This is a genomic window from Paraburkholderia nodosa DSM 21604 (assembly GCF_000519185.1).
GTDB classification, from domain to species: domain Bacteria; phylum Pseudomonadota; class Gammaproteobacteria; order Burkholderiales; family Burkholderiaceae; genus Paraburkholderia; species Paraburkholderia nodosa.
In genome coordinates this window covers 208,403-232,540 of record NZ_JAFA01000008.1, presented here as the reverse complement: position 1 = coordinate 232,540, position 24,138 = coordinate 208,403, and the positions used below count along the sequence as shown (strand labels likewise).

Genomic DNA, 24,138 nt, shown 5'->3' with positions numbered 1-24,138 from the left:
TATGCGGCCCCGGAGACACTAACAATGAGTCAAGCGATCGAAGTCAAGGTGCCGGACATCGGCGATTACAAGGACATTCCTGTGATCGAGGTGCTGGTGAAGGCGGGCGATACCGTCGAAAAAGAGCAGTCCCTCGTCACGCTCGAGTCGGACAAGGCGACCATGGACGTGCCGAGCCCGGCGTCGGGCACGGTCAAGGAAGTGAAGGTCAAGGTCGGCGATAACGTGTCGGAAGGCTCGCTCGTGCTGGTGCTCGACGGCGCCGGCGCAGGCGCCGCTCCCGCCGCTCCCGCTCCCGCCGCGAAGGCAGAGAAGGCCGCTCCTGCCGCTGCGCCCGCGCAAGCGGCTGCGCCGGCTCCCGCTGCCGCGCCCGCCGCGAGCGGCGGCGCGCAGTCGGTCAAGGTCCCCGACATCGGCGACTACAAGGACGTACCGGTTATCGAGATCGGCGTGAAGGTCGGCGACCGCGTCGAGAAGGAGCAGTCGCTCGTCACGCTCGAGTCGGACAAGGCGACCATGGACGTACCGAGCCCGGTGGCCGGCGTCGTCAAGGCAATCTTGGTCAAGGTCGGCGATAACGTGTCGGAAGGCACCGAGATCGTCGTCGTCGAAGCGGAAGGCGCCGCGGCTCCCGCCGCCGCACCGGCTGCGAAGCACGTCGAAGAGCCGGCGGATGCGCCCCAGCAAGCGCCCGCCAGGCCCGCTGCCGCCGCGCCGTCGGCACTCGCGCAAGCGCCGATCATTCCGGCAGGCGAAGGCGGCACGCGCCGTCCGAGCCACGCCTCGCCGTCCGTGCGCAAGTTCGCGCGCGAACTCGGCGTGGACGTTGCCCGCGTTGCGGGTACGGGTCCGAAGGGCCGCATCACCCAGGACGACGTCACCGCGTTCGTGAAGGGCGTGATGACGGGCGCGCTGGCCGCTCCGGCTGGCGCTGCCGCCGCACCGGCCGCCGGCGGCGCGGGTCTGAACCTGCTGCCCTGGCCGAAGGTCGATTTCACGAAGTTCGGCCCGATCGACACGCAGCCGCTTTCGCGCATCAAGAAGATTTCCGGCGCGAACCTGCACCGCAACTGGGTCATGATCCCGCACGTCACGAATAACGACGAAGCGGACATCACCGACCTCGAAGCGCTGCGCGTGCAGCTGAACAAGGAAAACGAGAAGGCGGGCGTGAAGTTCACGATGCTCGCGTTCGTCATCAAGGCCTGCGTCGCGGCACTGAAGAAATTCCCGACGTTCAACGCGAGCCTCGACGGCGACAACCTCGTCTTCAAGCAGTACTACCACATCGGTTTTGCGGCCGACACGCCGAACGGCCTCGTCGTTCCGGTGATCCGCGACGCGGACAAGAAGGGCCTCGTCGACATCGCGAAGGAAATGGCCGACCTGTCGAAGCTCGCGCGCGAAGGCAAGCTCAAGCCGGACCAGATGCAAGGCGGCTGCTTCTCGATCTCGTCGCTCGGCGGCATCGGCGGCACGCATTTCACGCCGATCATCAACGCACCGGAAGTGGCGATCCTCGGCCTGTCGAAGAGCGCAATGAAGCCGGTGTGGGACGGCAAGCAGTTCGTGCCGCGCCTCACGCTGCCGCTGTCGCTCTCGTACGATCACCGCGTGATCGACGGTGCGGCTGCCGCGCGCTTCAACGCGTACCTCGCTTCGATCCTCGGCGATTTCCGCCGCGTGATTCTGTAAAACCGATCTGACCGGCTCGCGCCTCTGCGCCGCACGCTACTGGCGTGCGCGCCGCGGCAGGCGCGGCCGGTCATCCTTTAGGGGTAGGGGACACCATGAGTCTCGTCGAAGTGAAAGTGCCGGATATCGGCGACTTCAAGGACATCGACGTCATCGAAGTCAACATCAAGGCCGGTGATGTGATCGAGAAGGAGCAGACGCTGCTCTCGCTCGAGTCGGACAAGGCCACGATGGAAGTGCCCAGCGACGTCGCGGGCACCGTCAAGGAAGTGAAGATCAAGGCTGGCGACAAGGCTTCGCAGGGCACGGTGATCGCACTGGTCGAAGCGTCGGAAGCGGCGGCCGCGCCGGCTCCGAAGGCTGAAGCGCCCAAAGCTGCGGAAGCGCCCAAGGCAGCCGAAGCACCGAAGGCCGCAGCACCGGCACCGCAAGCCGGCAGCTTCAGCGGGAGCGCCGACGTCGAATGCGACATGCTCGTGCTCGGCGCGGGCCCCGGCGGCTACTCGGCGGCGTTCCGCTCCGCCGACCTCGGCATGAAGACCGTGCTGGTCGAGCGTTATTCGACGCTTGGCGGCGTGTGCCTGAATGTGGGCTGCATTCCGTCGAAGGCGCTGCTGCACACGGCGCTCGTGATCGACGAAGCTGAAGCGCTCGGCTCGCACGGCATCACGTTCGGCAAGCCGCAGATCGATCTCGACAAGTTGCGCGACTTCAAGTCGGGCGTCGTCAAGAAGCTTACGGGCGGCCTGGCCGGCATGGCGAAGGCGCGCAAGGTCGAAGTCGTGACGGGCGTGGGCACGTTCCTCGATCCGAACCATATGGAAGTGGCGGGCGAGAACGGCAAGAAGATCGTCAAGTTCAAGCAGGCGATCATCGCTTCGGGCTCGCAGGCCGTGAAGCTGCCGTTCATGCCGGAAGATCCGCGCGTGGTCGATTCGACCGGCGCGCTGGAACTGCGCCAGATTCCGCAGAAGATGCTCGTGATCGGCGGCGGCATCATCGGTCTGGAAATGGCCACCGTCTACGCGACGCTCGGCGCGCAGATCGACGTCGTAGAAATGCTCGACGGCCTGATGGCCGGCGCGGACCGCGACCTCGTGAAGGTCTGGGAGAAGTACAACGCGAAGCGCTTCGCGAACGTCATGCTCAAGACCAAGACCACGAAGGCCGAGGCGAAGGACGACGGCATCTACGTGGCGTTCGAGGGCGAGAAGGCACCGGCCGAGCCGCAGCGCTACGACCTCGTGCTGGTCGCCGTGGGCCGCTCGCCCAACGGCAAGACGATCGGCGCGGACAAGGCCGGCGTGGCGGTGACGGATCGCGGCTTCATCGAAGTCGACAAGCAGATGCGCACCAACGTGCCGCACATCTTCGCGATCGGCGACGTGGTCGGCCAGCCGATGCTCGCGCACAAGGCGGTGCATGAAGGCCACGTGGCGGCGGAAGCGGCGCACGGCGAGAAGGCGTACTTCGACGCGCTGCAGATTCCTTCGGTGGCCTACACCGATCCGGAAGTGGCGTGGGCCGGCAAGACCGAAGACCAGTGCAAGGCCGAAGGCATCAAGTACGGCAAGGCGGTGTTCCCGTGGGCCGCTTCGGGCCGCGCGATCGCCAACGGCCGCGATGAAGGCTTCACGAAGCTGATCTTCGACGAAGAGACGCATCGCGTGATCGGCGGTGGTATCGTCGGCCTGAATGCGGGCGACCTCATCAGCGAAGTCTGCCTCGCGGTGGAAATGGGCGCGGATGCGACCGACATCGGGAAGACGATCCACCCGCACCCGACGCTGGGCGAATCGATCGGCATGGCCGCCGAGCTGTACGAAGGCGTCTGTACCGACCTGCCGCCGCAGAAGAAGAAGTAAGTTCGTGGCGCGCCGCTCGTTGCGTCGCGCATGAAGAAACGGCGCACGCCTTGAGGGGTGCGCCGTTTGCTTTTGGATCCTGCGGTATGTACTGCGAGAGGCGCCGGAGCGTAAAAAGATTCCCGGTCGGCGACCGGGCAAGCGACATGCCGGGCGGCATGCCGGAGCGTTCAGGTCCGGCGCCCGGTGCGCCGCTGCTTCAGCGCACGCACCGGTTCAATACAACTTTCAGACAGGCTTCTTGGCCGAAGCGGCAGCCGAGCGCGACGCCTGAGCGGCGGCCTTGCTCGCAGCAGCGGTGGCGGCGTTGAAGTTGCTTTCCGCCATTTCCACGGCTTGCTTCGTCGCCTTGTGGACCGTTTCGTAGGTCGTGTTCGCGGCGTTGATGGCCGACTTGATCACGGCGACTGCGGTTTCCGAGCCGGCCGGCGCATTCTTCGCGACGTTGTCGACGAGCGATTGAACCTTGCGGTTCTGCTCTTCGTAATGGGCTTCGGCGACCTTCGCGAACTCAGCCTGGGTGGCCGAGGCGATTTCATACACATGACGGCCATACGACAGCAGCTTTTCGGTCAGCGGCTGGGCATAGCTCGTTTGCAGGGCCAGCAATTCCTGCGCGTCCTTCACCGACAGTGCGCGCTGGGCGTGTTCCTGCGATTCCGCCAGATTCGAGCGGACGGCCTGAAGGTTCAATTCGACGAGCTTTTCCACGCCTTCGAATGCCTTGCTGGTGAGGCCAAACAGGGTTTCGAGGTTGGATTTCTGGGCAGCGGCGAATTGCTCAGGGGTCAGCAGACTCATGTTTACGCTCCTGGATGTCGGCGGCCTTCGTGGGTCGCCTGAAGTAAGTGGCACGGCGCTGGTGCTCTGTCGCTCGCTTTGTGCGTCGCAACATTGATTCGATTTTAGGACGCTCCAGAAGAAAGTCAAGGCTTTTTGGTGCGTCGCACAATGTCGATAATTTATTATTAAACAATCACTTATGCCCGGCGCATGGCGCCACCGCGACAACACGCCATTGCCCCGTTGCGCGGGGCTCGCGGCGAGTTGAAGGAGACGGCGCGCAGGGTGGGGCAAGCGCGCAAACGCGGCTTCTGGCAAGATGCGGCATGGATCGCATGAACGCGTCTATGGGATTTCACCTGGGTGCGTCCACCGAATTCCTACATGGAACGTTAATGATCCATTGCGGTCGAACGCGCGTCGCGCGGCACGGCGGCACTGGTAGTCAGACAAATCTCACCCGTTTTATCCCAGTTCAAGTTCCTACGACGAACGCCGTTAACGCAGCAAGCGCATTTTGCGTGTGCCGCAAACGTTGTCAGCAAGCGGCGTCGCGGCGAAAGGAGTGGCTTGGCAATTGTCTGACTCCATCGAATGCGGGAAGTGCATTGGCCAGCTCAATCGGAGGTCATACTTCGGTTTAATGAGCGCCTATAAGTGCTTCAATTTGCGAAATTTTCGTGGTTTTACTACACTTGGCGAACGATCCCGCCGCTCCATCAAGAACACCAATGAAATCCGACAAGCTCCTGTCGTTCTCACTGATGCCGTCGTCGGTTATCAGCACCGTGTTGTCGGTTGCTGTTTCCGTCGCGATCAGTGCGACGCTCGTGGCGCCTGAGGGCGCCTTTGCTGCGTCGCAAGACGCTGCACCGGCCAAAACGGCCAAGGCGAAAAAAGCCACCAAGAAGGTTGCGAAGGCCGAGCCGGAAACGGCCAAGGCCACCAAGAAGGCGGGCGCAGCCCGTACCGTCGCCGCCAAGGACGACGATGCGCGTCCGGTGGCCAAAAAACGCCGCGTCAGTTATACGATGAACGGCCGCCATCACTCGGCGGTGCGCCGTGTCGCGTTCGAACCGCGCCAGCCGACCGTTGGTCAGGCGTTCGGTCTGCACGAGACGCCCGACTCGCTGATGCTGCGCTCCGGCGTGGCGTATGTGGTCGACCAGAACACGCTCGAGCCGCTGTTCGACAAGAACTCGCGCGCCGTCGTGCCGATCGCCTCGATCTCGAAGCTCATGACCGCGATGGTCGTGCTCGACTCGAAGGCGTCGCTCTCGGAACCGATCGAAGTCACCGACGAAGACCGCGACTACGAGAAGAACACGGGCTCGCGTCTTTCGGTGGGCTCGGTGCTCTCGCGCGAGGACATGCTGCACATCGCGTTGATGGCGTCGGAAAACCGCGCGGCGGCGGCGCTCTCGCGTTATTACCCGGGCGGCCGTCCGGCGTTCATCGCGGCGATGAACGCGAAGGCGAAGCAACTCGGCATGACCGATACGCACTTCGAGAACTCGACGGGGCTCACGAGCCACAACGTGTCGACCGCGCGTGACCTCGTGAAGATGGTGAACGCGGCCTACCAGTACTCGATGATTCGCGAGTTCTCGACCGATCGCAGCTACGACGTGTTCACGGGCAAGCGCAATCTCGCCTACAACAGCACGAATGCGTTGGTCCGCAATGCGTCGTGGGACATCGGCCTGCAGAAGACGGGCTTCATCAACGAAGCGGGTGAGTGCCTCGTCATGCAGACGACGATTCACAATCGTCCGGTGATCATGGTCCTGCTCGATTCGAGCGGCAAGTACTCGCGCTTCGCGGATGCAACGCGCGTGCGCACGTGGCTCGACAATGGCGGCGCCGACCAGCAGCCGCGCATTACGAGCGCCGACGCAGGCGGCGCTGGGACCTGATCTCAGCCGTTTCGGATTTACCCGACAAACGCCCCGCAACCGCGGGGCGTTTTGCTTTCTGGTGCGTGCCGTTCGTCCTATGACGATCGGGATGAGGCACGCGGCGAGCCAAAAAAAAGCGGAGGGCACGCCTCCGCTCTTCTCGATGTTGCTTCGCCCTGACTTCAGGCGGGCTGCACGTTGCCTTCAGCGGGCTCCGGGTGATAGCCCAGCGACTCCGAAATCGTGAGCGCCGTCTTGCTCAACTGGCCGAGCCACGAATCCTGCAGGCGGTCCGCGGGCGCCGAGAGCGAAAGGCCCGCCACGAGTTTGCCGGTGTCGTCGTAGATGCCGGCGGCGATGCAGCGCACGCCCAGTTCGAGCTCTTCGTTATCACGTGCGCAGAATTGCTGGCGTACGTGAGCGAGTTCGCGCTCGAGGCGTCCGAGGTCGGTAATGCTGTTGCGCGTGTGGCCCGACAGGCCGGTGCGCGTGGCGTACGCGCGCACGCGGTTCGCTTCGTCGGCGGCCAGAAAGAGCTTGCCGACCGAGGTGAGGTGCAGCGGGGCCCGGCCGCCAATGGCGCGCACCACCTGCATGCCCGAGCGCTCCGAATAGGCGCGTTCGATATAGACGATTTCGTCGCCCTGGCGCACGGAAAGGTTGACGGTCTGGCCCGTGAGACGGTGCAGTTCGCGCATCGGCGTGAGCGCCGCGTCACGCACCGAAAGCCGCGCTTTCACGAGATTGCCGAGTTCGAGCAGTCGCATGCCAAGCCGGTAGGTGCCGGGATCGGAGCGGTCGACGAGACGGCAACTCACCATATCGTTCAGGATGCGGTGTGCAGTCGAAGGATGCAGTTCGGTGCGCTGCGCAAGCTCCTTCAGGCTGACAGGATCGCTGTGCGCGGCCAGCGCGTCCAGCAGGCGCATCATGCGCTCGATCACCTGAATCGAGGTCTTCGGATCTGGATGGGTGTCGCTCATGAGTTCAGATTCGTTTGACACGTGAGGCGGAAAATGCATTGTATCTCGTATTGTGAAAAAAGTAAGCGCCAGGACCGGGATTCGCGCTGCGCTGCGGCATCGCGCGCGACCGGTGAGGGCGATGCAGACCGGCGTTGGTCATGGCGGCGAAACAGCGGATAATCGGGGACGGTTTTAACGAGGAGTCCCCATGCGAGTCGGTTTGTTCGTCACTTGCCTCATCGACACGATGCGTCCGGAAATTGGCTTTTCGACGCTCAAATTGCTGGAAGAGGCGGGATATGAAGTCGTTGTGCCGGCTGCGCAAACCTGCTGCGGCCAGCCGGCCTACAACTCCGGCGAGCGCGCCATCGCGCGTGATCTCGCGGAAAAGACGCTGCGCGAATTCGAGCAGTTCGACTATCTGGTCGTCCCTTCGGGCTCTTGCGGCGGCATGATCTGCGTGCACTACGGCGATCTGTTTCGCGACGATCCGGAATTGATGGCGCGTTACGGCAAGTTGCGCGAGCGCGTCTACGAACTCACGGATTTCCTCGTGAACGTCGCAAAGGTCACGCTGCCTCAAGGGGAGTTCAGCGGGCCGGTGACGTATCACGACTCGTGTTCGGGCCTGCGTGAGCTTGGGGTCAAGGCGCAGCCGCGCGCGTTGCTCGCCCAGCGCGGCGTCGAGGTGCGCGAGATGAAGGACTGCGAGCACTGCTGCGGCTTCGGCGGCACCTTCGCGGTGAAGTACGGGGACATCTCGACGGCCATTGCGGACGAAAAATGCGCGAACGTTCAGGCGAGCGGCACGGGCGCAGTGGTGCTCGGTGACCTCGGCTGCATGTTGAATATCGAAGGGCGTTTGCGCCGCACCGGCGACACCACCACGCGCGTGCTGCACATTTCGCAAGTGCTGGCCGGCGACGTGTGATGCGCCGACGGCTGCCGCCGCTCCTTTCGCGCGGAATGCGCGGATAGCCCCAGACCTCGCCGAACACCGCTCAACCTCGCCCTCACGCCATGCAAGTCCAATCGATGCAGTTCAAGGCGCGCGCCGGTCAGAAGCTGGCCGATCAGCGTCTGCAGCACAACCTCAAGAAACTTTCGACCAAGTTCGTCTCGGCGCGCGCCGAGGCGATCACCGCGATCGATTTCCCCGCCACGCGCGCGGCGCTCAAGGCGCGCCGCAACCGGGCGCTGGAAAATCTCGACGTCTGGCTCGAGCAGTTCGAGACCGAGGCGGCGCGGCGCGGCGTGACCGTGTTCTACGCGGAAACGGCGCAAGACGCCGCGAAGCTGGTCGCGGCCATCGCGCGGTGCCACGACGTGCACAAGGTCATCAAGACCAAGTCGATGGTCTCGGAGGAGATGCAGCTCAATGCGGTGCTCGCGGAAATGGGCGTCCAGTCCATCGAGACCGATCTGGGCGAGTACATCCTGCAGATCAACGATAACGAGCCGCCGAGCCACATCATTGCGCCCGTCGTCCACAAGGACAAAGACGAGATCGCCGATCTCTTCGCGAAAACGCACGACAAGCCGCGCCTGACAGAAATCCCCGACATGACCCGCGAGGCGCGCGAAGTCCTGCGCCCGCATTTTCTCTCGGCGGACATGGGCGTGACGGGCGGCAACTTCCTCGTCGCGGAAACGGGCTCGGTGGTGCTGGTGACCAACGAGGGCAACGAGGGCATGTGCACCGTGATGCCGCGCGTGCACGTGGCGGTGACGGGCATCGAGAAGGTGCTGCCTACGCTCGAGGACCTCGCCACCGCCATGCGTCTGTTGCCGCGGTCGGCGACAGGGCAGGCCACGTCGAACTACTTCTCGGTTCTGACGGGCCCGCGCGGACCCGAGGACCAGGACGGCCCCGAGCACATGTACGTCGTGCTCGTTGACGGCGGCCGCACCGGCCTGATCGGCGGCGAATTCCAGGAGATGCTGCGCTGCATCCGTTGCGGGGCTTGCATGAACCACTGCCCGGTCTATCAGAAGGTGGGCGGCCATGCGTACGGCTGGGTCTATCCGGGACCGATGGGCTCTGTGCTCACGCCAAGCTACGTCGGCATCGAAAAGACGCTCGATCTGCCGCAGGCCGCAACACTGTGCGGCGAGTGCAACAGCGTCTGCCCGGTGGGCATTCCGCTTTCGGACTTGCTGCGCAAACTGCGCGAGAAGCAGACGGAGCGCCATCTGCGCCCGTGGCGCGAGCGCGCGGCGCTCGCAGCGTGGGGCTGGCTCGCGCTTCACCCAACGGCCTACGCGCTGCTCACCAAACTCGGCGTGCGGATACTGGAGCGCATGGGCGGGCAGGGCAGGCTCATTCGCAAGCTGCCATTTGCGCGCGGCTGGACCAACGGGCGCGACATGCCGGCGCCGGTCGGCCGCACGTTCCGCGAGTTGTACGCGGCGCGGCACACGCATCTGGACACGACGAAGCGCCCCGAGCAGGCCTGACGCGCGCGCATCGGTCAAGTCCAGGTTGCCGACTATTTAAGCTGGCGCAACAGTGTGTTCGTCCGGACCGGGTTTTTCCTGATTGCGACTCTCTATATCATCTCGACTGGCGATAGTGCGTCCGCACCTGTCGCTTCACAGTCGATAGAGAGTCACATCATGAGAAAGAAAATAACGGTGTACTGGCCGCTGGCGCTGATCCTGCCGCTCGCGGTGATCGCATGGGTCCATGCATGGAAAACCGCCGAGCAGCAAATGCCGCTCGCCGCCGATCAGGTCACGGCAGAACTGGCGCGCGCCGTGTCGTATGGCCTCGTGGGCAGCGAAGGCAATACGCCGGTGAAGGCGATGAACGGCATCGCGACGCTCCCGCGGTCGAACGCGATCTGACGATCGCGCTGGCGCCAACGCGCCGCGCAGCGCGCATTTCGTGTGCTTTGTATAATTTGAGATTCGCCGCCGCGCGCTGAACGCTGTCCGTTGCTCCAGCCCCCACGAATGAAAAAGGTTTCCGTCTGTTTCGTTTGCCTTGGCAATATCTGCCGCTCGCCCACGGCCGAGGCCGTGATGCTGCGTCTCATCGACGAGGCGGGGTTGGCGGGGCGCGTCGAGATTGATTCGGCGGGCACGGGTGACTGGCACATCGGCGAGGCGCCCGACGAGCGCGCCCAGCGAGCGGGCGGCCTGCGCGGCTACGAGCTCGCGGCGTTGCGCGCCCGGCAGATCGCCGCCGAAGATTTTCGCCGTTTCGACCTGATCGTGGCGATGGACGACGCCAACGTCATCGCGCTTCAGGGCGTCTGCCCGGCGAGCGAGCGCGACAAGATCCGCCTGCTGATGGAATTCGCGCCGCAGGCCGAAACGCGGGTGGTGGTCGATCCCTATTTTGGCGGCGATGCGGGCTTCGAAACGGTGCTCGATCAATGCGAGGCCGCCTGCGCGGGGCTGCTCGCCGCATTGCGTCCGCAACTGGTGGATTGAGATGAGCGGGCGCGAATCTGCTGGACGCAGAAATCGCGCCATTTTTGCGATTCGCCGCGCGCCTAATAACCCAAATCGCGACGTTGATACTTGACTAAACTAGTCATGTATTTATACTTGACGAAAATTGTCGAGAATTGCGGTTCCCATACATCATGAGACTCACCACCAAAGGCCGTTTCGCCGTCACGGCGATGATTGACCTGGCGCTGCGCCAGGAGCAGGGCCCGGTGACGCTTGCGGGTATCAGCCAGCGGCAGCACATCTCGCTGTCGTACCTCGAACAGCTGTTCGGCAAGCTGCGCCGTCATGAAATCGTCGAATCGGTCCGTGGGCCGGGCGGCGGGTACAACCTCGCGCGCCGCGCGGAGGACGTCACGGTCGCGGACATCATCATCGCCGTGGACGAGCCGCTCGATGCCACCCAGTGCGGCGGCAAGGGCGCCTGCGAGGGCACCAAGCAGCACGACGGCCACTGCATGACGCACGAACTCTGGTCGACGCTGAACCAGAAAATGGTCGAGTACCTCGATTCGGTGTCGCTCAAGGATCTGGTCGACAAGCAGCGCGCCCGCGAAGGCGCCGCGCCCGCCGTCCTGCGCGACCGCCGCGCCGAGGCGCCGGCGGTGGAGCCGGTCAGGACGATGCCGCTGGGTCCGAACTCGATCTTCAACATGGCGGGCTCGTAACGCCTTCGAGCGCCGCCAGCACGCCGCAGTTGGCAAAACAGACAGTACAGCGCAGCACACAAGATTCCCCGGAGCGATAGATGAATAACGACATTCCCCACCTGCCCATTTACATGGACTACAGCGCGACGACCCCCGTCGACCCGCGCGTGGTGGACAAGATGATTCCGTATCTGCGCGAGCAGTTCGGCAATCCGGCGTCGCGCAGCCACGCCTATGGCTGGGATGCGGAGCGCGCCGTCGAGGAAGCGCGCGAGCAGGTCGCCGCGCTCGTCAACGCCGACCCGCGCGAAATCATCTGGACCTCCGGCGCAACCGAATCGGACAACCTCGCGATCAAGGGCGCTGCGCACTTCTACAAGAGCAAGGGTAAGCACATCATCACGGTGAAGACCGAGCACAAGGCCGTGCTCGACACCTGCCGCGAGCTCGAGCGCGAAGGCTACGAAGTCACGTATCTGGACGTCAAGGACGACGGTCTGATCGACCTCGAAGCGCTCAAGGCCGCGCTGCGCCCCGACACGATCCTCGTTTCCGTCATGCACGTGAACAACGAGATCGGCGTGATCCAGGACATCGCGACGATCGGCGAAATCTGCCGCGAAAAGGGCATCATTTTCCACGTCGACGCTGCGCAATCCACGGGCAAGGCGCCCATCGACCTGCAAAAGCTCAAGGTCGACCTGATGTCGTTCTCGGCGCACAAGACCTACGGCCCGAAGGGCATCGGCGCGCTGTACGTGCGCCGCAAGCCGCGCGTGCGCATCGAAGCGCAGATGCACGGCGGCGGCCACGAGCGCGGCATGCGCTCGGGCACGCTGGCCACGCACCAGATCGTCGGCATGGGCGAAGCGTTCCGCATCGCGCGTGAAGAGATGGCCACGGAAAACGAGCGCGTGCGCATGCTGCGCGACAAGCTCCTGCGCGGCCTGAAGGAAATCGAAGAAACCTACGTGAACGGCGACATGGAACAGCGTGTGCCGCACAACCTGAACATCAGCTTCAACTTCGTCGAAGGCGAGTCGCTGATCATGGCGGTGAAGGACGTGGCGGTGTCGTCGGGTTCGGCGTGCACGTCCGCATCGCTCGAGCCGTCGTACGTGCTGCGCGCGCTCGGCCGCAACGACGAGCTGGCGCATAGCTCGATCCGCTTCACGGTGGGCCGCTTCACGACGGAACAGGACGTGGACTACGTGATCAACCTGCTGAAGACGAAGATCGCCAAGCTGCGCGAGCTTTCGCCGCTGTGGGAAATGCATCAGGACGGCATCGATCTGTCGACCATCCAGTGGGCAGCGCACTAAGCCAGGCGGCGCAGTTAGCAGCGAACAACCACCCAGCCGCAGCGCAACTCACGTGCAGCGCGGCAAACACGAATTGAAGGAGTGTGATCATGGCATATAGCGACAAGGTTCTGGACCACTACGAAAACCCGCGCAACGTCGGCTCGTTCTCGAAGGACGACGACGCAGTGGGCACCGGCATGGTCGGCGCGCCGGCGTGCGGCGACGTGATGAAGCTGCAGATTCGCGTGGGCGCGGACGGCGTGATCGAAGACGCGAAGTTCAAGACCTACGGCTGCGGCTCGGCGATCGCTTCGAGCTCGCTCGTGACCGAGTGGGTGAAGGGCAAGACGCTCGACCAGGCGCTCGACATCAAGAACACGCAGATCGCCGAAGAACTGGCGCTGCCGCCGGTGAAGATCCACTGCTCGATTCTCGCGGAAGACGCGATCAAGGCAGCGGTCGCGGACTATCGCCAGCGTCACACGACCGAAGCGAAGGCCGACGCGGCGTAACGCGCAGCGCTGCGGCGTAGTAGAGGCAGGACGGCGTCGAGCCCACAAGCTCGGCGCTCTGGGACTAACGATTCTGGATGCAGCAGGGTTGCATCGCGACGCAAGGCACGGCGAAAGCCCAACCGGCGGCGCGAGGCGCGGCGAAGATGCTATGGCAATTACGTTGACTGAAAAAGCGGCACAGCACGTGCAAAAGTACCTGACCCGTCGCGGCAAGGGCGTGGGCCTGCGTCTTGGCGTGCGCACGACGGGCTGCTCGGGCCTCGCGTACAAGCTCGAGTACGTCGACGAACTCGCGCCCGAGGACAACGTCTTCGAGAGCCACGGCGTGAAGGTCATCGTCGACCCGAAGAGTCTCGCCTATATCGACGGCACGCAGCTGGACTTCGTGCGCGAAGGCCTGAACGAAGGCTTCCGGTTCAGCAACCCGAACGTGAAGGACGAGTGCGGCTGCGGCGAGTCCTTCCGCGTTTGAGCCCGCGTCGAGCGGTGAAAAGGCGGCCTGTGCCGCCTTTTTGATTTTGACGGCCGCTGGTTAGTCCCTCTCAGCCCCTCATAGCCCCACAAGAACGTTCCAGCCGATGAGCACGCCTTCCACGCCTTCCCGGTCGCTCTCCGACAGCCACTTCGTGCTGTTCGGCCTGCCCGAGCAGTTCGCAATCGACGCGAACGCGCTCGACCATGCTTACCGCACGGTGCAGGCGCAGGTGCATCCCGACCGCTTCGCCGCGGCCGGCGAGGCGCAAAAGCGCATCGCCATGCAATGGGCCACGCGCACGAACGAGGCGTATCAGACGCTGCGCGATCCGCTCAAGCGCGCGAAGTATCTGCTGCATCTGCGCGGCATCGACGTCGGGGCGGAGAACAACACCGCGATGGAGCCCGCGTTCCTCATGCAGCAGATGGAGTGGCGCGAGGCGATCGAAGACGCGGTCGCCGCGAAGAACGTCGATGCACTCGACGCACTCGCGGGCGAACTGCGCGACGACGAACGCGTGCGCTTCACGAAGCTCGCGGCGCTGCTCGACAGCGGCTCGAACCAGCCCGCGGCCGAGGCGGTGCGCCAGCTCATGTTCATCGAGCGCGTGGCGGGCGAAATCGACTCGCAGATCGAGCGGCTCGAAGGCTGAGCCCGGGTGCGCAAACGGATATCGGGCGCTCGCGCCCATCAGGTTAAAAAGCAGATCACACAGATGGCCTTACTGCAAATCTCCGAACCCGGCATGGCGCCGGCGCCGCATCAGCGGCGACTCGCCGTCGGCATCGACCTCGGCACGACGAACTCGCTGGTCGCCGCGGTGCGCAGCGGCGTGCCCGACGTGCTGCCCGACGAAGACGGCCATGCGCTGCTGCCCTCGGTCGTGCGCTATCTCGCGAATGGCGGGCGGCGCATCGGCCGCGCGGCGAAGGCGGAAGCCGCCACCGACCCGCGTAACACGATCGTGTCGGTCAAGCGCTTCATGGGCCGCGGCAAGTCCGAGGTCGAAGGCGCGGCCAACGCACCGTACGACTTCGTCGACGCGCCGGGCATGGTGCAAATCCAGACTATTGACGGCGTGAAGAGCCCCGTCGAAGTCTCGGCGGAAATTCTCGCGACGCTGCGCCAGCGCGCCGAAGATACGCTCGGCGACGAGCTCGTGGGCGCCGTCATCACGGTGCCGGCGTACTTCGACGAAGCGCAGCGCCAGGCGACCAAGGACGCTGCGCGTCTCGCGGGCCTGAACGTGCTGCGTCTGCTCAACGAGCCGACCGCGGCGGCGATCGCGTACGGGCTCGACAACGGCGCCGAAGGCCTCTACGCGGTCTACGACCTCGGCGGCGGCACCTTCGACCTGTCGATTCTCAAGCTCACGAAGGGCGTGTTCGAAGTGCTGGCGGCCGGCGGCGATTCGGCGCTCGGCGGCGACGATTTCGACCACGCGCTTTTTGCCTGGACGCTGGAGCAGTCCGGCATCGAGCGCGCGCCGCTCGCGCCCGAAGACGTGCGCCTGTTGCTCGACCGCGTGCGCGATGCGAAGGAAGCGCTCTCGTCCGCGCCCGAGGCGCGCATCGAGGTGACCCTGTCGAGCGGCAAGCCGATCGCGCTGACGATCGACGAGCCGCGCTTCGAAGCGCTCACGCAAGCGCTCGTGCAGCGCACGCTCACGCCGACGAAGAAGGCGCTGCGCGACGCGAAGGTGGCCGCGAAGGACGTGAAGGGCGTGGTGCTGGTTGGCGGCGCGACGCGCATGCCCGTGATCCGCCGCGCCGTGGAGCAGCACTTCGGCCAGGCGCCGCTCACGAATCTGGACCCGGATCAGGTCGTCGCGCTCGGCGCGGCGATCCAGGCCGACCTGCTCGCCGGCAACCGCGGCGGTGAGGACGACTGGCTGCTGCTCGACGTCATTCCGCTCTCGCTCGGCGTGGAGACGATGGGGGGTCTCGTCGAGAAGATCATCCCGCGCAATTCGACCATTCCGGTCGCGCGTGCGCAGGACTTCACGACCTTCAAGGACGGCCAGACGGCCATGGCGATTCACGTGGTGCAGGGCGAGCGCGAACTCGTTGCCGACTGCCGCTCGCTCGCGCGCTTCGAGCTGCGCGGCATTCCGCCGATGGCGGCGGGCGCGGCGCGCATTCGCGTGACTTACCAGGTGGATGCGGACGGCCTCTTGTCCGTGTTCGCGCGCGAGCAACTCTCGGGCGTGGAGGCCTCGGTGGTGGTGAAGCCGTCCTACGGTCTCGCCGACGACGACGTGGCCCGCATGCTCGAAGACAGCTTCAAGACCGCCGAAGTCGACATGCGCGCCCGCGCGCTGCGCGAGGCGCAAGTCGAAGCGCAACGCATCATCGAAGCGACCAACGCCGCTTTGGGCGCCGATGGCGAACTGCTCGACGAAGCCGAGCGGGCGCAAGTCGACGCGCTGATCGCCGCGCTTGCGCAAATCGCGCAGGGCGAGGACGCCGGCGCGATCGAAGCCGCCACCAAGGCGCTTGCCGAAGGCACCGACGAGTTTGCCGCGCGCCGCATGGACAAGGGCATCAAGCGCGCGCTGGCGGGCAAGAGGCTCGACGAGATCGGCTGAAAGCGCGGCTAAAAGCGCGGCCAAAACCTCAACAGCTTAAAGGCGAACGCGTCGTTAGCAAACGGCGCTCGCGTGCGTGCTTTCCCGATGTGGCAGAGCGCGCACCGACAGTAGAATGGGCACATGCCGCCGTCGGAGGCGGGGCATGCGCCCGATATGAAAGTTATTGGATACGGAAATCACAATGCCTCAAATCGTGGTGCTGCCCCATGTCGAACTGTGCCCTGAAGGCGCGGTCATCGACGCCAAGCCGGGTGAGAGCGTGTGCGACGCGCTGCTCGAACACGGCATCGAAATCGAGCACGCATGCGAAAAGTCGTGCGCCTGCACGACCTGTCACGTGATCGTGCGCGAAGGCTTCGATGCGCTCGTGCCTTCCGAGGAAGACGAAGACGATCTCCTCGACAAGGCGTGGGGCCTCGAGCCGACGTCGCGGCTGTCGTGTCAGGCCCTCGTGCCCGAGAACGACGACCTGGTGGTCGAGATTCCGCGTTACTCGATCAACCACGCGAAAGAAAACCACTGAGCCACTGAACACCAGGAGGAGCGCGCAGCCATGAAATGGACCGATACGCAGGACATCGCGATGGCCTTGACGGACACCCATCCCGAAGTGGATCCGCAGTACGTGCGCTTCACCGATCTGCATCGCTGGATCACCCAGCTCGACGGTTTCGACGACGACCCCGAGCGCTCTAACGAGAAGATTCTCGAAGCGATCCAGGCCGCGTGGATCGAAGACGCGGACTACTGATTCCCGGCAAGCCCGGCAAGCAGACGAGAAAAAGGCGATTTGCCAGTACGGCAAATCGCCTTTTTTATTGCGCCGCCAGCTTCAGCGCATTCAACCCGCGACCAGCGTGCCGTTTTCCACACGCACGCGCTCGCCTTGCTGGAACGGCGGCGCATCGTGATACGTGAAGTAGCGCGTCTTGCCGTTCTCCATGCGCACGCGCACCGAATAACTCGTCGTGCTGCGCAGGTGTTTTTCGACCGAGTTGCCCGCGAAGCCGCCGCCCAGTGCGCCGAGCAGCGTCATGGCCGTGCGGCCGTTGCCTGAGCCGAACTGGTTGCCGACTACGCCACCCGCCACCGCGCCGCCTACTGCGCCGATACCGGTGCCGTGGCCTTCATGCTTGACCTCGGAAATCGCGACGACCGTGCCGCACGTCGAACATGCGGGCTGGGCCGGCGGCGCTTCCTGCGCGTATTGCTGCTGTGAAGGCTGCGCCGGCTGGGCGGGCTGTTGACCATACTGCTGCGCCGGGGCGACGGGCACGGCCGCCTGCTGTTGAGGCTGCGCAGGCGCCGGTTGCGGCTCGGCAGGCGCATTCTGGTCGCTCTGCGCGTATTGCGAGGCCTGCACCGGCTTGGTCGAGTCGGCCACCGGCGGCTGGGAAGCCGTCATGGCCGTCTGGCCCGTCTGAACCTGGGCGCTCTGTTCGGCGGTGCTGGAAGCTCTCGGGAAAACGCCGGTGATGGCCGCCGTGGCCGCAAGGCTCGCGACGATGACCGCTGCCGCTGCGGTTGCGATCAGCGAATGGAGGCGGCGTTTCGGTGTGGTCGGATCGGTTGTGTTCATGACAGGCTCCGTCTTTGGCAGAGTTGGCTCTCTTGTGAGACCCAGTTTGAGCCAATCCAATTCTGTGAGCGTTTCAATTTGTAACCCCGCGCGGTGGGTGCGGGAAGACGCTGAGGACGCGTTCGTCGCGCAGCGTTGCACAGCGCGGTTTTCCACAGGGGCGCAATTGACGTACCCGTCCCAGCGGCCACACTAGCCGGCAGATTTTACCGATGGTTACAAACGTGTGCGCTGAGAGAGCCCACAAAGAAACGGGGCGCATACGGTGTGAACCGCGTGCGCCCCGTCATGTCAGGCAGTGTTCCGCTTAGTCTTCGCGGCGCAGGTGCGGGAAGAGGATCACGTCGCGGATGCTCGCGCTGTCCGTGAGCAGCATGATCAGACGGTCGATGCCGATGCCGCAGCCGCCTGTCGGGGGCATGCCGTATTCGAGCGCGCGGATGTAGTCGGCGTCGTAGAACATCGCTTCTTCGTCGCCGGCGTCCTTTTGCTCGACCTGCTTCTTGAAGCGCGCGGCCTGGTCTTCCGGATCGTTCAGTTCCGAGAAGCCGTTGGCGATCTCGCGGCCCGTGATGAACAGCTCGAAGCGCTCGGTGATGCCCGGCAGCGTATCCGAGGCGCGTGCGAGCGGCGAGACTTCGATGGGGTAGTCGATGATGTAGGTCGGCTCCCACAGCTGCGACTCGGCCGTCTCTTCGAAGAGCGCCAGTTGGAGTGAGCCCACGCCCGCGTTCAAAAATGCCGGCTGGTTCGCGTCCACGCCGAACTTCTTGAGTTCCGTGCGCAGGAAGCCGGCGTCGGCGAGCTGCTCGTTCGTGTATTGCGGCGCGTATTTCTGGATCGCCTGCACGATCGTCAAGCGATGGAACGGCTTCGATAGGTCGAGTTCACGGCCCTGATACGTCAGCACGGCGGTGCCGCTCGCGTCGATGGCGGCCTGGCGGATCAGTTGCTCGGTGAAGTCCATGAGCCACGCGTAGTCGGTGTACGCGGCGTAGAACTCCATCATCGTGAATTCCGGATTGTGACGCGGCGAAACGCCTTCGTTACGGAAATTCCGGTTGATCTCGAACACGCGTTCGAAGCCGCCCACGACCAGGCGCTTGAGATAAAGCTCGGGCGCGATGCGCATGAACATCTGCATGTCGAGCGCGTTGTGGTGCGTGACGAACGGCTTCGCGGCTGCGCCGCCCGGGATCGGGTGCAGCATCGGCGTTTCGACTTCCATGAAGCCCGAGTCGGCCATGAAGCGGCGCACGGAAGAAATCGCCGTGGTGCGCGCCTGGAACGTCTGACGCGCTTCGGGCGTGACGATCAGGTCGACGTAGCGCTGGCGGTAGCGCATTTCCTGGTCCGAGAGGCCGTGGAACTTGTCCGGCAGCGGACGCAGCGCCTTCGAGAGCAGACGCAGTTCCGTGCAGCGCACCGAAAGCTCGCCCTTGTTGGTGCGGAACAGCACACCTTTGGCCGCGACGATGTCACCCAGATCCCACTTCTTGAACGCGTCGTAGGTTGCCTCGCCCACGTCGGCGGGCGTGATGAAGAACTGGATCTGGCCTGAGCCGTCGCGCACCGTCGCGAAGCTCGCCTTGCCCATCACGCGCTTGAGCATCATGCGGCCGGCGACTGCCACTTCGAGCGGGTTCGCTTCGAGCGCGTCCTTGTCGGTGTCGGCGTAGTCGCGCGCCAGGTCGGCAGCGTGGTGGGTCGGGCGGAAGTCGTTCGGATAGGCGACGCCTGCCTCGCGCAGCGCGCGCAGTTTCTCGCGGCGCTCGGCGATGATCTGGTTGTCGTCGAGTTCGGGCGCGGCGCTGGGCGCGTTCTGCTGGGTCGGTTCGGTCATGATGGCTCGGAGTTCTTTGATTCGCAGGTGTTTCGGCGAGTTTTCGGGGCTGCGGCCCCGGCATGGTCCTTCGCGGGACACGGCGCGCATCGCGCGCAGATAAGCGGACTTCGGTTCCTGCTGCGCGTCGCGCGCCTCGCAGTCGAAGCGGGCGGCGCAGCAGGAGAGGGCGGCATGCGGTGAACTGCTGCGCCCGTGGCGTGCGGCAAGCTTACACGCCCTGTTTCAGGCTCGCGCTGATGAAGGCGTCGAGATCGCCGTCGAGCACGGCCTTGGTGTTGCTGATTTCGACGTTGGTGCGCAGATCCTTGATACGGCTGTTGTCGAGCACATAGGAGCGGATCTGGTGACCCCAGCCCACGTCCGACTTGCCCGCTTCGAGCTTGTCCTGTTCCGACTGGCGCTTGCGCATCTCGGCTTCGTACAGGCGCGACTTCAGCATGGCCATGGCTTCGGCGCGGTTGCGGTGCTGCGAGCGGTCGTTCTGGCACTGCACGACGATGCCCGACGGGACGTGCGTGATACGCACGGCGGAGTCGGTCTTGTTGATGTGCTGACCGCCCGCGCCCGAAGCGCGGTACGTGTCGATGCGCAGATCGGCCGGATTGACTTCGATCTCGAACGAGTCGTCGATTTCCGGATACACGAACACCGACGAGAACGACGTATGACGCCCGCCCGACGAGTCGAACGGCGACTTGCGCACGAGGCGGTGAATGCCGGTTTCGGTACGCAGGAAGCCGTAGGCGTATTCGCCTTCGACCTTGATCGTCGCGCTCTTGATGCCGGCCACGTCGCCTTCGGACTCTTCGAGCACTTCGGTCTTGAAGCCCTTGCGTTCGCAGTAGCGCACGTACTGGCGCAGCAGCATGGACGCCCAGTCGCAGGCCTCGGTGCCGCCGGCGCCGGCCTGGATGTCGATGAACGCGTTGTTCGGATCGGCCGGATTCGCGAACATGCGGCGGAACTCGACGTCGGCTACGCGCGCTTCGATCGCGTGAGCATCGGTTTCGATGGCGACGAGCGTGTCCTCATCGCCTTCTTCGCGCGCCATTTCGAAGAGATCCTGGGTGTCGCGCGTGTCGTTCTCGATGCCGTCGAGCACGTGCACCACGCCCTCGAGCAGTTTCTTTTCCTTGCCGAGACCCTGGGCGTGCTTGGAGTCGTTCCAGACGTTGGGGTCTTCGAGTTCGCTGTTGACTTCGACGAGCCGTCGGGCTTTTACGTCGTAGTCAAAGATACCCCCGTAGCTCGCCCGCGCGTGCGCGCAGGTCCGCCAAAAGGGCTTCGATCGCGTTGAGACGTTCCGCTTCCATTTGTATCGTGATCCGGCGTGTAAAACATTGAATTATAGCCGATTGGACCCGGATCAAGTGCGGCGCGGGCGCTTCGGGCGGCCCGCGCCTCGCCGTTCAAAGCGGTCTCAGAGCGCAGCGTGCTCGACCACGAGCTGCACGCGCGACACGCCATTCCAGGTGTCGCGCACGAGCCGGTAGGCGACCGTGGTGTGCTGCGGCAGCGACTCCGTGTGATTGAACCAGATCGCGTTGAAGCGCTGGCGCCCGCGCAGCAGTTGCAGCTTGAGGTGCTTGTCCTTCACGAGCGCCTGGGAGGCCACCTCGAATTCCCCCGAGAATACGGGCGCCGGGAAACCCTGGCCCCACACGGCGGCGTCGAGCATCTCGACGAAATCGGGCGTGAAGTAGGCGTCTTCGAGATCGCCGTCGGTTTCGACCGTTCGCGCGAGCGCTTCTTCGGTGAGCCACTCGCGGCCCACGCGTTCGAAGGCGGCAGCAAAGCGCGGCACGTCCGCGGCGGCGATCGTCATGCCCGCGGCCATGGCGTGGCCGCCGAACTTCTGGATCAGACCGGGCTCGCGCTTGCTGATGAGATCGACCGCGTCGCGCAGATGGAAACCGGGGATCGAGCGGCCCGAGCCCTTCACGAGCTCGCCGTCGTCGTCGGCAGGCGCGAAAGTGAACGAGGGGCGGTGGAAGCGCTCCTTGAGCCGTCCCGCGACGATGCCGATCACGCCCTGGTGCCAGCCTTCGTTGAACAACGTGAGCGTGGCTTTGCCCTGCGGATCGACGTCGGCGAGATCGGCTAGCGCCTGCTGCTGCATGCCGGCCTCGATCTCGCGGCGCTCGCGGTTCATGCCGTCGAGCTGCTGCGCAAGCTCCCAGGCGCGGCCCACGTCGTCGGTGGTCAGGCACTCGATGCCGAGCGACATGTCCGAGAGCCGGCCGGCCGCATTCAGGCGCGGGCCGAGTGCGAAGCCGAAGTCGAAGCCCGACGCGCTTTTTGCATCGCGGCCCGCCGCGCGAAAGAGCGCCGCGATGCCCGGCTGCATGCGGCCGTTTCGCACGCGCTGCAAGCCTTGCGCGACGAGCACGCGGTTGTTGCCGTCGAGCTTGACGACGTCGGCGACGGTGCCGAGCGCGACGAGATCGAGCAGGCCGTCGAGGCGCGGCTCGGGCTTGCCATCGCTGAACGCGCCGCGCCTGCGCAACTCCGCGCGCAGCGCGAGCAGCGTGTAGAACATCACGCCCACGCCCGCGATGCACTTGCTCGGAAACTCGCAGCCCGGCTGGTTCGGATTGACGATGGCGCGCGCGTCGGGGAGCGTGTCGCCGGGCAGGTGGTGGTCGGTCACGAGCACCTCGATGCCGAGCGCGTTGGCGGCTTCGACGCCTTCCACGCTGGCGATGCCGTTGTCCACCGTGATCAGGACGTCGGGCGGGCCGCCTTTACCTTGAGCGGCGAGGGCGACGATCTCGGGCGTGAGGCCGTAGCCATACTCGAACCGGTTCGGCACGAGGTAGTCGATCTGCGCGCCGAACATGCGCAGGCCGCGTACGGCCACGGCGCAGGCCGTCGCGCCGTCGCAGTCGTAGTCGGCGACCACGAGCATGCGGCACTCCGCTTCGAGCGCGTCGGCGAGCAGCGTGGCGGCCTCGTCGATGCCCTTCATACCCGTGGGCGGGATGAGGCGCGCGAGGCCGGTTTCGATCTCGTCGGGCTGGCAAACGCCGCGCGAGGCGTAGAGGCGCGCGAGCACCGGATGCAGGCCGTGGCGCACGAGTGCTTCGGTGTCGGCGGGCGAGCAGGCGCGGGTGACGATTCGGGTCATGCGAGAGCGCGGAAAAAAGAAGTCATTCGGGGATCATTCGATAAAGAGCGACGCGAACAGGCGGCGTCGCCAGAATTTGCGCAAATCGCCGCGCGTGATGGACAGCGTGACCGAGCCGGTGTCGCCGCACAGCGTGAGTTCGAGCGCGGCGAGCGCGCCCGTTTGCAGCGCCGTGAGCGCGGGCGTGAACCAGTCGCGCTCCAGTTGAGCGAACGCGGCGTTCCAGCGGCCCCAGTCCTGCTGGATGAACGCCGCCGAGAACGGATCGAGCTCGACGAGCGTCGTACCCGTGCCCGAACCGTTCTTGAGCGTGGTTGCGAGCGCGGCGAAGGTCGCCGGCGCGGCACCGACTTCCGCCTTCGCGGCGAGCGCCAGGCCGCGCGTGGCGGCCGCATCGGAGCGCACCCGCGCATACGGGCTCGTGACGGTGCGCAGCGCGCCCTGGCCGTGGAACCAGATCGAGTTGACGGCGGGCAGACCGCGCGCTTCGCGGGCCTCGTTCACAGGATGCTCGAACCACGCCATCTGCACTTCGTTCTGCACCTTCATCCAGGCGCGCGAACGCTGGCCCGAATGGGCCTCGTGCGGCAGCCAGATCTCGATGTTGCGGCCGCTCGCGCGCAAGGGCGATGCGCCCGCGAGCGTGCCGAACGCTTCCGATGAGAGATACCAGCGCTGCGGCGTGGGGGCCTCGATGCGCACGCCCAGTTCTTCGATCAGCGGGCGGGCGACGGTGTAGAGCGTGGCGGCGTCGGCGTCGGCGAGTTCCAGCGAGGCGGGGTCGATCAGCACCAGGTGATCGTGCGCGATGCGCACGTGGACGGGCTGCACGCACGCCCACGTGGCGTCGCCGGGCGTGCCGCCATCGGCGAGCAGCATGTAGGGCGCAAGCGGCGCTTCGTCGTCGGCGGCCGGCGCGGGTTGTGCGTTGTGTGCGCTCGCCGGACCCAGCGCGCCAAACTGGCGCGCGACCCAGCGCTCGTGCGGCAGCGTACGCTGGAAGTCTTCGCCGATCACCTGCTCGCCGAGTGTCGCGCGCGCAACCAGTTTCGCGAGCGCCGGGTATTCGAGGCCCGCGAGCGCGGTGGAGGCGGCCGCCGCGGACGGCAACGCAAAGGGGACGAGGAGATGGAGTCGGTCGGCGGGCATGATGGTGCGCATTGTACTTCGGCGCTTCGTGCGCCGGGCGCCCCTCGGGCGTGCCGCAACGGCCCCGCGTTGACCCGTTATGCTGGCGCTGCGGCACTTGTGGGCAAATTGCGGCTCGAAGCAGAGGGCGGGCAATCGCCTCCCGAGGCGACGGTGCTCACGCGCGAAAGTCCGCGGGAACTCCGTCGAATATCCGTGACCCGCCGCCAGTGTGGCAAACTTCGCGGTTGATCGCCGC

At 65.2% G+C, this 24,138-nt stretch carries 22 protein-coding genes; 15 read left to right on the top strand and 7 right to left on the bottom strand.

The features are described from left to right. The first annotated feature begins 24 nt into the window (after positions 1–24). Together aceF and lpdA are read left to right on the top strand one after the other, a co-directional pair. On the top strand, positions 25–1,695 hold the full coding sequence (gene aceF, locus A3CW_RS0114270) for a dihydrolipoyllysine-residue acetyltransferase (protein ID WP_028204184.1): 1,671 nt from the start codon (positions 25–27) through the stop codon (positions 1,693–1,695). Positions 1,696–1,790: 95 nt separating this feature from the next. Continuing rightward, positions 1,791–3,560 carry a dihydrolipoyl dehydrogenase gene (gene lpdA / locus A3CW_RS0114265; protein ID WP_028204183.1) on the top strand — a complete coding sequence of 590 codons (1,770 nt, stop codon included), beginning with the start codon at positions 1,791–1,793 and terminating at the stop codon, positions 3,558–3,560. A gap of 228 nt (positions 3,561–3,788) precedes the next feature. On the opposite strand, the gene A3CW_RS0114260 is transcribed toward lpdA, so the two are convergent. Continuing rightward, positions 3,789–4,361, bottom strand: coding sequence for a phasin family protein (locus A3CW_RS0114260; protein WP_028204182.1), 573 nt, complete (start codon positions 4,359–4,361; stop codon positions 3,789–3,791). A 713-nt stretch (positions 4,362–5,074) separates the two neighbouring features. Here A3CW_RS0114260 and pbpG point away from each other — a divergent pair. After that, positions 5,075–6,259 carry a D-alanyl-D-alanine endopeptidase gene (gene pbpG / locus A3CW_RS0114255; protein ID WP_028204181.1) on the top strand — a complete coding sequence of 395 codons (1,185 nt, stop codon included), beginning with the start codon at positions 5,075–5,077 and terminating at the stop codon, positions 6,257–6,259. 164 nt (positions 6,260–6,423) lie between these two features. Here the strand turns inward: pbpG and A3CW_RS0114250 are convergent, their stop codons facing one another. Further along, the gene (locus A3CW_RS0114250; protein ID WP_028204180.1) at positions 6,424–7,224 is read right to left on the bottom strand and encodes an IclR family transcriptional regulator; all 801 of its coding nucleotides are present in this window, start codon (positions 7,222–7,224) and stop codon (positions 6,424–6,426) included. A 190-nt stretch (positions 7,225–7,414) separates the two neighbouring features. On the opposite strand from A3CW_RS0114250, the gene A3CW_RS0114245 reads away from it, so the two are divergent. The 12 genes from A3CW_RS0114245 to iscX all read left to right on the top strand — a co-directional run bounded on the left by A3CW_RS0114245 (position 7,415) and on the right by iscX (position 16,950). Continuing rightward, the gene (locus A3CW_RS0114245) at positions 7,415–8,137 is read left to right on the top strand and encodes a (Fe-S)-binding protein (protein ID WP_028204179.1); all 723 of its coding nucleotides are present in this window, start codon (positions 7,415–7,417) and stop codon (positions 8,135–8,137) included. Positions 8,138–8,226: 89 nt separating this feature from the next. Continuing rightward, positions 8,227–9,663 carry a lactate utilization protein B gene (locus A3CW_RS0114240; protein ID WP_028204178.1) on the top strand — a complete coding sequence of 479 codons (1,437 nt, stop codon included), beginning with the start codon at positions 8,227–8,229 and terminating at the stop codon, positions 9,661–9,663. Positions 9,664–9,822: 159 nt separating this feature from the next. Continuing rightward, positions 9,823–10,053, top strand: coding sequence for a hypothetical protein (locus tag A3CW_RS0114235; protein WP_028204177.1), 231 nt, complete (start codon positions 9,823–9,825; stop codon positions 10,051–10,053). 108 nt (positions 10,054–10,161) lie between these two features. After that, positions 10,162–10,644: a low molecular weight protein-tyrosine-phosphatase gene (locus A3CW_RS0114230; protein WP_028204176.1), complete on the top strand. Its 483-nt coding sequence runs from the start codon at positions 10,162–10,164 to the stop codon at positions 10,642–10,644. A gap of 155 nt (positions 10,645–10,799) precedes the next feature. Further along, positions 10,800–11,333, top strand: a complete 534-nt coding sequence (gene iscR, locus A3CW_RS0114225) for a Fe-S cluster assembly transcriptional regulator IscR (protein WP_028204175.1) — start codon at positions 10,800–10,802, stop codon at positions 11,331–11,333. A gap of 80 nt (positions 11,334–11,413) precedes the next feature. Next, positions 11,414–12,637 (top strand): IscS subfamily cysteine desulfurase, encoded by a 1,224-nt coding sequence (locus A3CW_RS0114220; RefSeq protein ID WP_028204174.1) that lies wholly within the window; start codon positions 11,414–11,416, stop codon positions 12,635–12,637. 89 nt (positions 12,638–12,726) lie between these two features. Continuing rightward, on the top strand, positions 12,727–13,131 hold the full coding sequence (iscU, locus tag A3CW_RS0114215) for a Fe-S cluster assembly scaffold IscU (protein ID WP_028204173.1): 405 nt from the start codon (positions 12,727–12,729) through the stop codon (positions 13,129–13,131). 151 nt (positions 13,132–13,282) lie between these two features. Next, positions 13,283–13,606: an iron-sulfur cluster assembly protein IscA gene (gene iscA, locus A3CW_RS0114210; protein ID WP_028204172.1), complete on the top strand. Its 324-nt coding sequence runs from the start codon at positions 13,283–13,285 to the stop codon at positions 13,604–13,606. A 106-nt stretch (positions 13,607–13,712) separates the two neighbouring features. Further along, a complete protein-coding gene (gene hscB, locus A3CW_RS0114205) occupies positions 13,713–14,261 on the top strand; it encodes a Fe-S protein assembly co-chaperone HscB (protein WP_028204171.1) in 549 nt (182 codons plus the stop codon). Positions 14,262–14,324: 63 nt separating this feature from the next. Continuing rightward, positions 14,325–16,196 (top strand): Fe-S protein assembly chaperone HscA, encoded by a 1,872-nt coding sequence (hscA, locus tag A3CW_RS0114200; protein ID WP_028204170.1) that lies wholly within the window; start codon positions 14,325–14,327, stop codon positions 16,194–16,196. Between the two features lie 184 nt (positions 16,197–16,380). Beyond that, on the top strand, positions 16,381–16,722 hold the full coding sequence (gene fdx / locus A3CW_RS0114195) for an ISC system 2Fe-2S type ferredoxin (RefSeq protein ID WP_028204169.1): 342 nt from the start codon (positions 16,381–16,383) through the stop codon (positions 16,720–16,722). Between the two features lie 30 nt (positions 16,723–16,752). After that, on the top strand, positions 16,753–16,950 hold the full coding sequence (gene iscX, locus A3CW_RS0114190) for a Fe-S cluster assembly protein IscX (protein ID WP_028204168.1): 198 nt from the start codon (positions 16,753–16,755) through the stop codon (positions 16,948–16,950). A gap of 90 nt (positions 16,951–17,040) precedes the next feature. Here iscX and A3CW_RS0114185 read toward each other — a convergent pair whose 3' ends face one another. The 5 genes from A3CW_RS0114185 to A3CW_RS0114165 all read right to left on the bottom strand — a co-directional run bounded on the left by A3CW_RS0114185 (position 17,041) and on the right by A3CW_RS0114165 (position 23,912). Further along, positions 17,041–17,778, bottom strand: coding sequence for a glycine zipper 2TM domain-containing protein (locus A3CW_RS0114185; RefSeq protein ID WP_028204167.1), 738 nt, complete (start codon positions 17,776–17,778; stop codon positions 17,041–17,043). 307 nt (positions 17,779–18,085) lie between these two features. Further along, positions 18,086–19,621, bottom strand: a complete 1,536-nt coding sequence (lysS, locus tag A3CW_RS0114180) for a lysine--tRNA ligase (RefSeq protein WP_028204166.1) — start codon at positions 19,619–19,621, stop codon at positions 18,086–18,088. Positions 19,622–19,832: 211 nt separating this feature from the next. After that, positions 19,833–20,937 (bottom strand): peptide chain release factor 2 gene (prfB, locus tag A3CW_RS0114175; protein ID WP_154677937.1). Its coding sequence is split into 2 segments (ribosomal slippage): positions 19,833–20,855 and positions 20,857–20,937, totalling 1,104 coding nucleotides; the frame shifts between segments, so codons are not numbered across the junction. A gap of 107 nt (positions 20,938–21,044) precedes the next feature. Continuing rightward, on the bottom strand, positions 21,045–22,751 hold the full coding sequence (gene recJ / locus A3CW_RS0114170) for a single-stranded-DNA-specific exonuclease RecJ (RefSeq protein WP_028204164.1): 1,707 nt from the start codon (positions 22,749–22,751) through the stop codon (positions 21,045–21,047). Between the two features lie 33 nt (positions 22,752–22,784). Further along, positions 22,785–23,912: a hypothetical protein gene (locus A3CW_RS0114165; protein ID WP_028204163.1), complete on the bottom strand. Its 1,128-nt coding sequence runs from the start codon at positions 23,910–23,912 to the stop codon at positions 22,785–22,787. Between the last annotated feature and the right edge of the window lie 226 nt (positions 23,913–24,138).

Coding starts and splice junctions, on each gene's coding strand:
- hscA (WP_028204170.1), top strand. CDS start 14,325: ATGGCCTTACTGCAAATCTCCGAACCCGGCATGGCGCCGGCGCCGCAT.
- lysS (WP_028204166.1), bottom strand. CDS start 19,621: ATGACCGAACCGACCCAGCAGAACGCGCCCAGCGCCGCGCCCGAACTC.
- aceF (WP_028204184.1), top strand. CDS start 25: ATGAGTCAAGCGATCGAAGTCAAGGTGCCGGACATCGGCGATTACAAG.
- A3CW_RS0114185 (WP_028204167.1), bottom strand. CDS start 17,778: ATGAACACAACCGATCCGACCACACCGAAACGCCGCCTCCATTCGCTG.
- A3CW_RS0114250 (WP_028204180.1), bottom strand. CDS start 7,224: ATGAGCGACACCCATCCAGATCCGAAGACCTCGATTCAGGTGATCGAG.
- iscA (WP_028204172.1), top strand. CDS start 13,283: ATGGCAATTACGTTGACTGAAAAAGCGGCACAGCACGTGCAAAAGTAC.
- A3CW_RS0114165 (WP_028204163.1), bottom strand. CDS start 23,912: ATGCGCACCATCATGCCCGCCGACCGACTCCATCTCCTCGTCCCCTTT.
- A3CW_RS0114260 (WP_028204182.1), bottom strand. CDS start 4,361: ATGAGTCTGCTGACCCCTGAGCAATTCGCCGCTGCCCAGAAATCCAAC.
- pbpG (WP_028204181.1), top strand. CDS start 5,075: ATGAAATCCGACAAGCTCCTGTCGTTCTCACTGATGCCGTCGTCGGTT.
- iscR (WP_028204175.1), top strand. CDS start 10,800: ATGAGACTCACCACCAAAGGCCGTTTCGCCGTCACGGCGATGATTGAC.
- iscX (WP_028204168.1), top strand. CDS start 16,753: ATGAAATGGACCGATACGCAGGACATCGCGATGGCCTTGACGGACACC.
- A3CW_RS0114235 (WP_028204177.1), top strand. CDS start 9,823: ATGAGAAAGAAAATAACGGTGTACTGGCCGCTGGCGCTGATCCTGCCG.
- A3CW_RS0114240 (WP_028204178.1), top strand. CDS start 8,227: ATGCAAGTCCAATCGATGCAGTTCAAGGCGCGCGCCGGTCAGAAGCTG.
- fdx (WP_028204169.1), top strand. CDS start 16,381: ATGCCTCAAATCGTGGTGCTGCCCCATGTCGAACTGTGCCCTGAAGGC.
- recJ (WP_028204164.1), bottom strand. CDS start 22,751: ATGACCCGAATCGTCACCCGCGCCTGCTCGCCCGCCGACACCGAAGCA.
- lpdA (WP_028204183.1), top strand. CDS start 1,791: ATGAGTCTCGTCGAAGTGAAAGTGCCGGATATCGGCGACTTCAAGGAC.
- hscB (WP_028204171.1), top strand. CDS start 13,713: ATGAGCACGCCTTCCACGCCTTCCCGGTCGCTCTCCGACAGCCACTTC.
- A3CW_RS0114230 (WP_028204176.1), top strand. CDS start 10,162: ATGAAAAAGGTTTCCGTCTGTTTCGTTTGCCTTGGCAATATCTGCCGC.
- iscU (WP_028204173.1), top strand. CDS start 12,727: ATGGCATATAGCGACAAGGTTCTGGACCACTACGAAAACCCGCGCAAC.
- A3CW_RS0114220 (WP_028204174.1), top strand. CDS start 11,414: ATGAATAACGACATTCCCCACCTGCCCATTTACATGGACTACAGCGCG.
- A3CW_RS0114245 (WP_028204179.1), top strand. CDS start 7,415: ATGCGAGTCGGTTTGTTCGTCACTTGCCTCATCGACACGATGCGTCCG.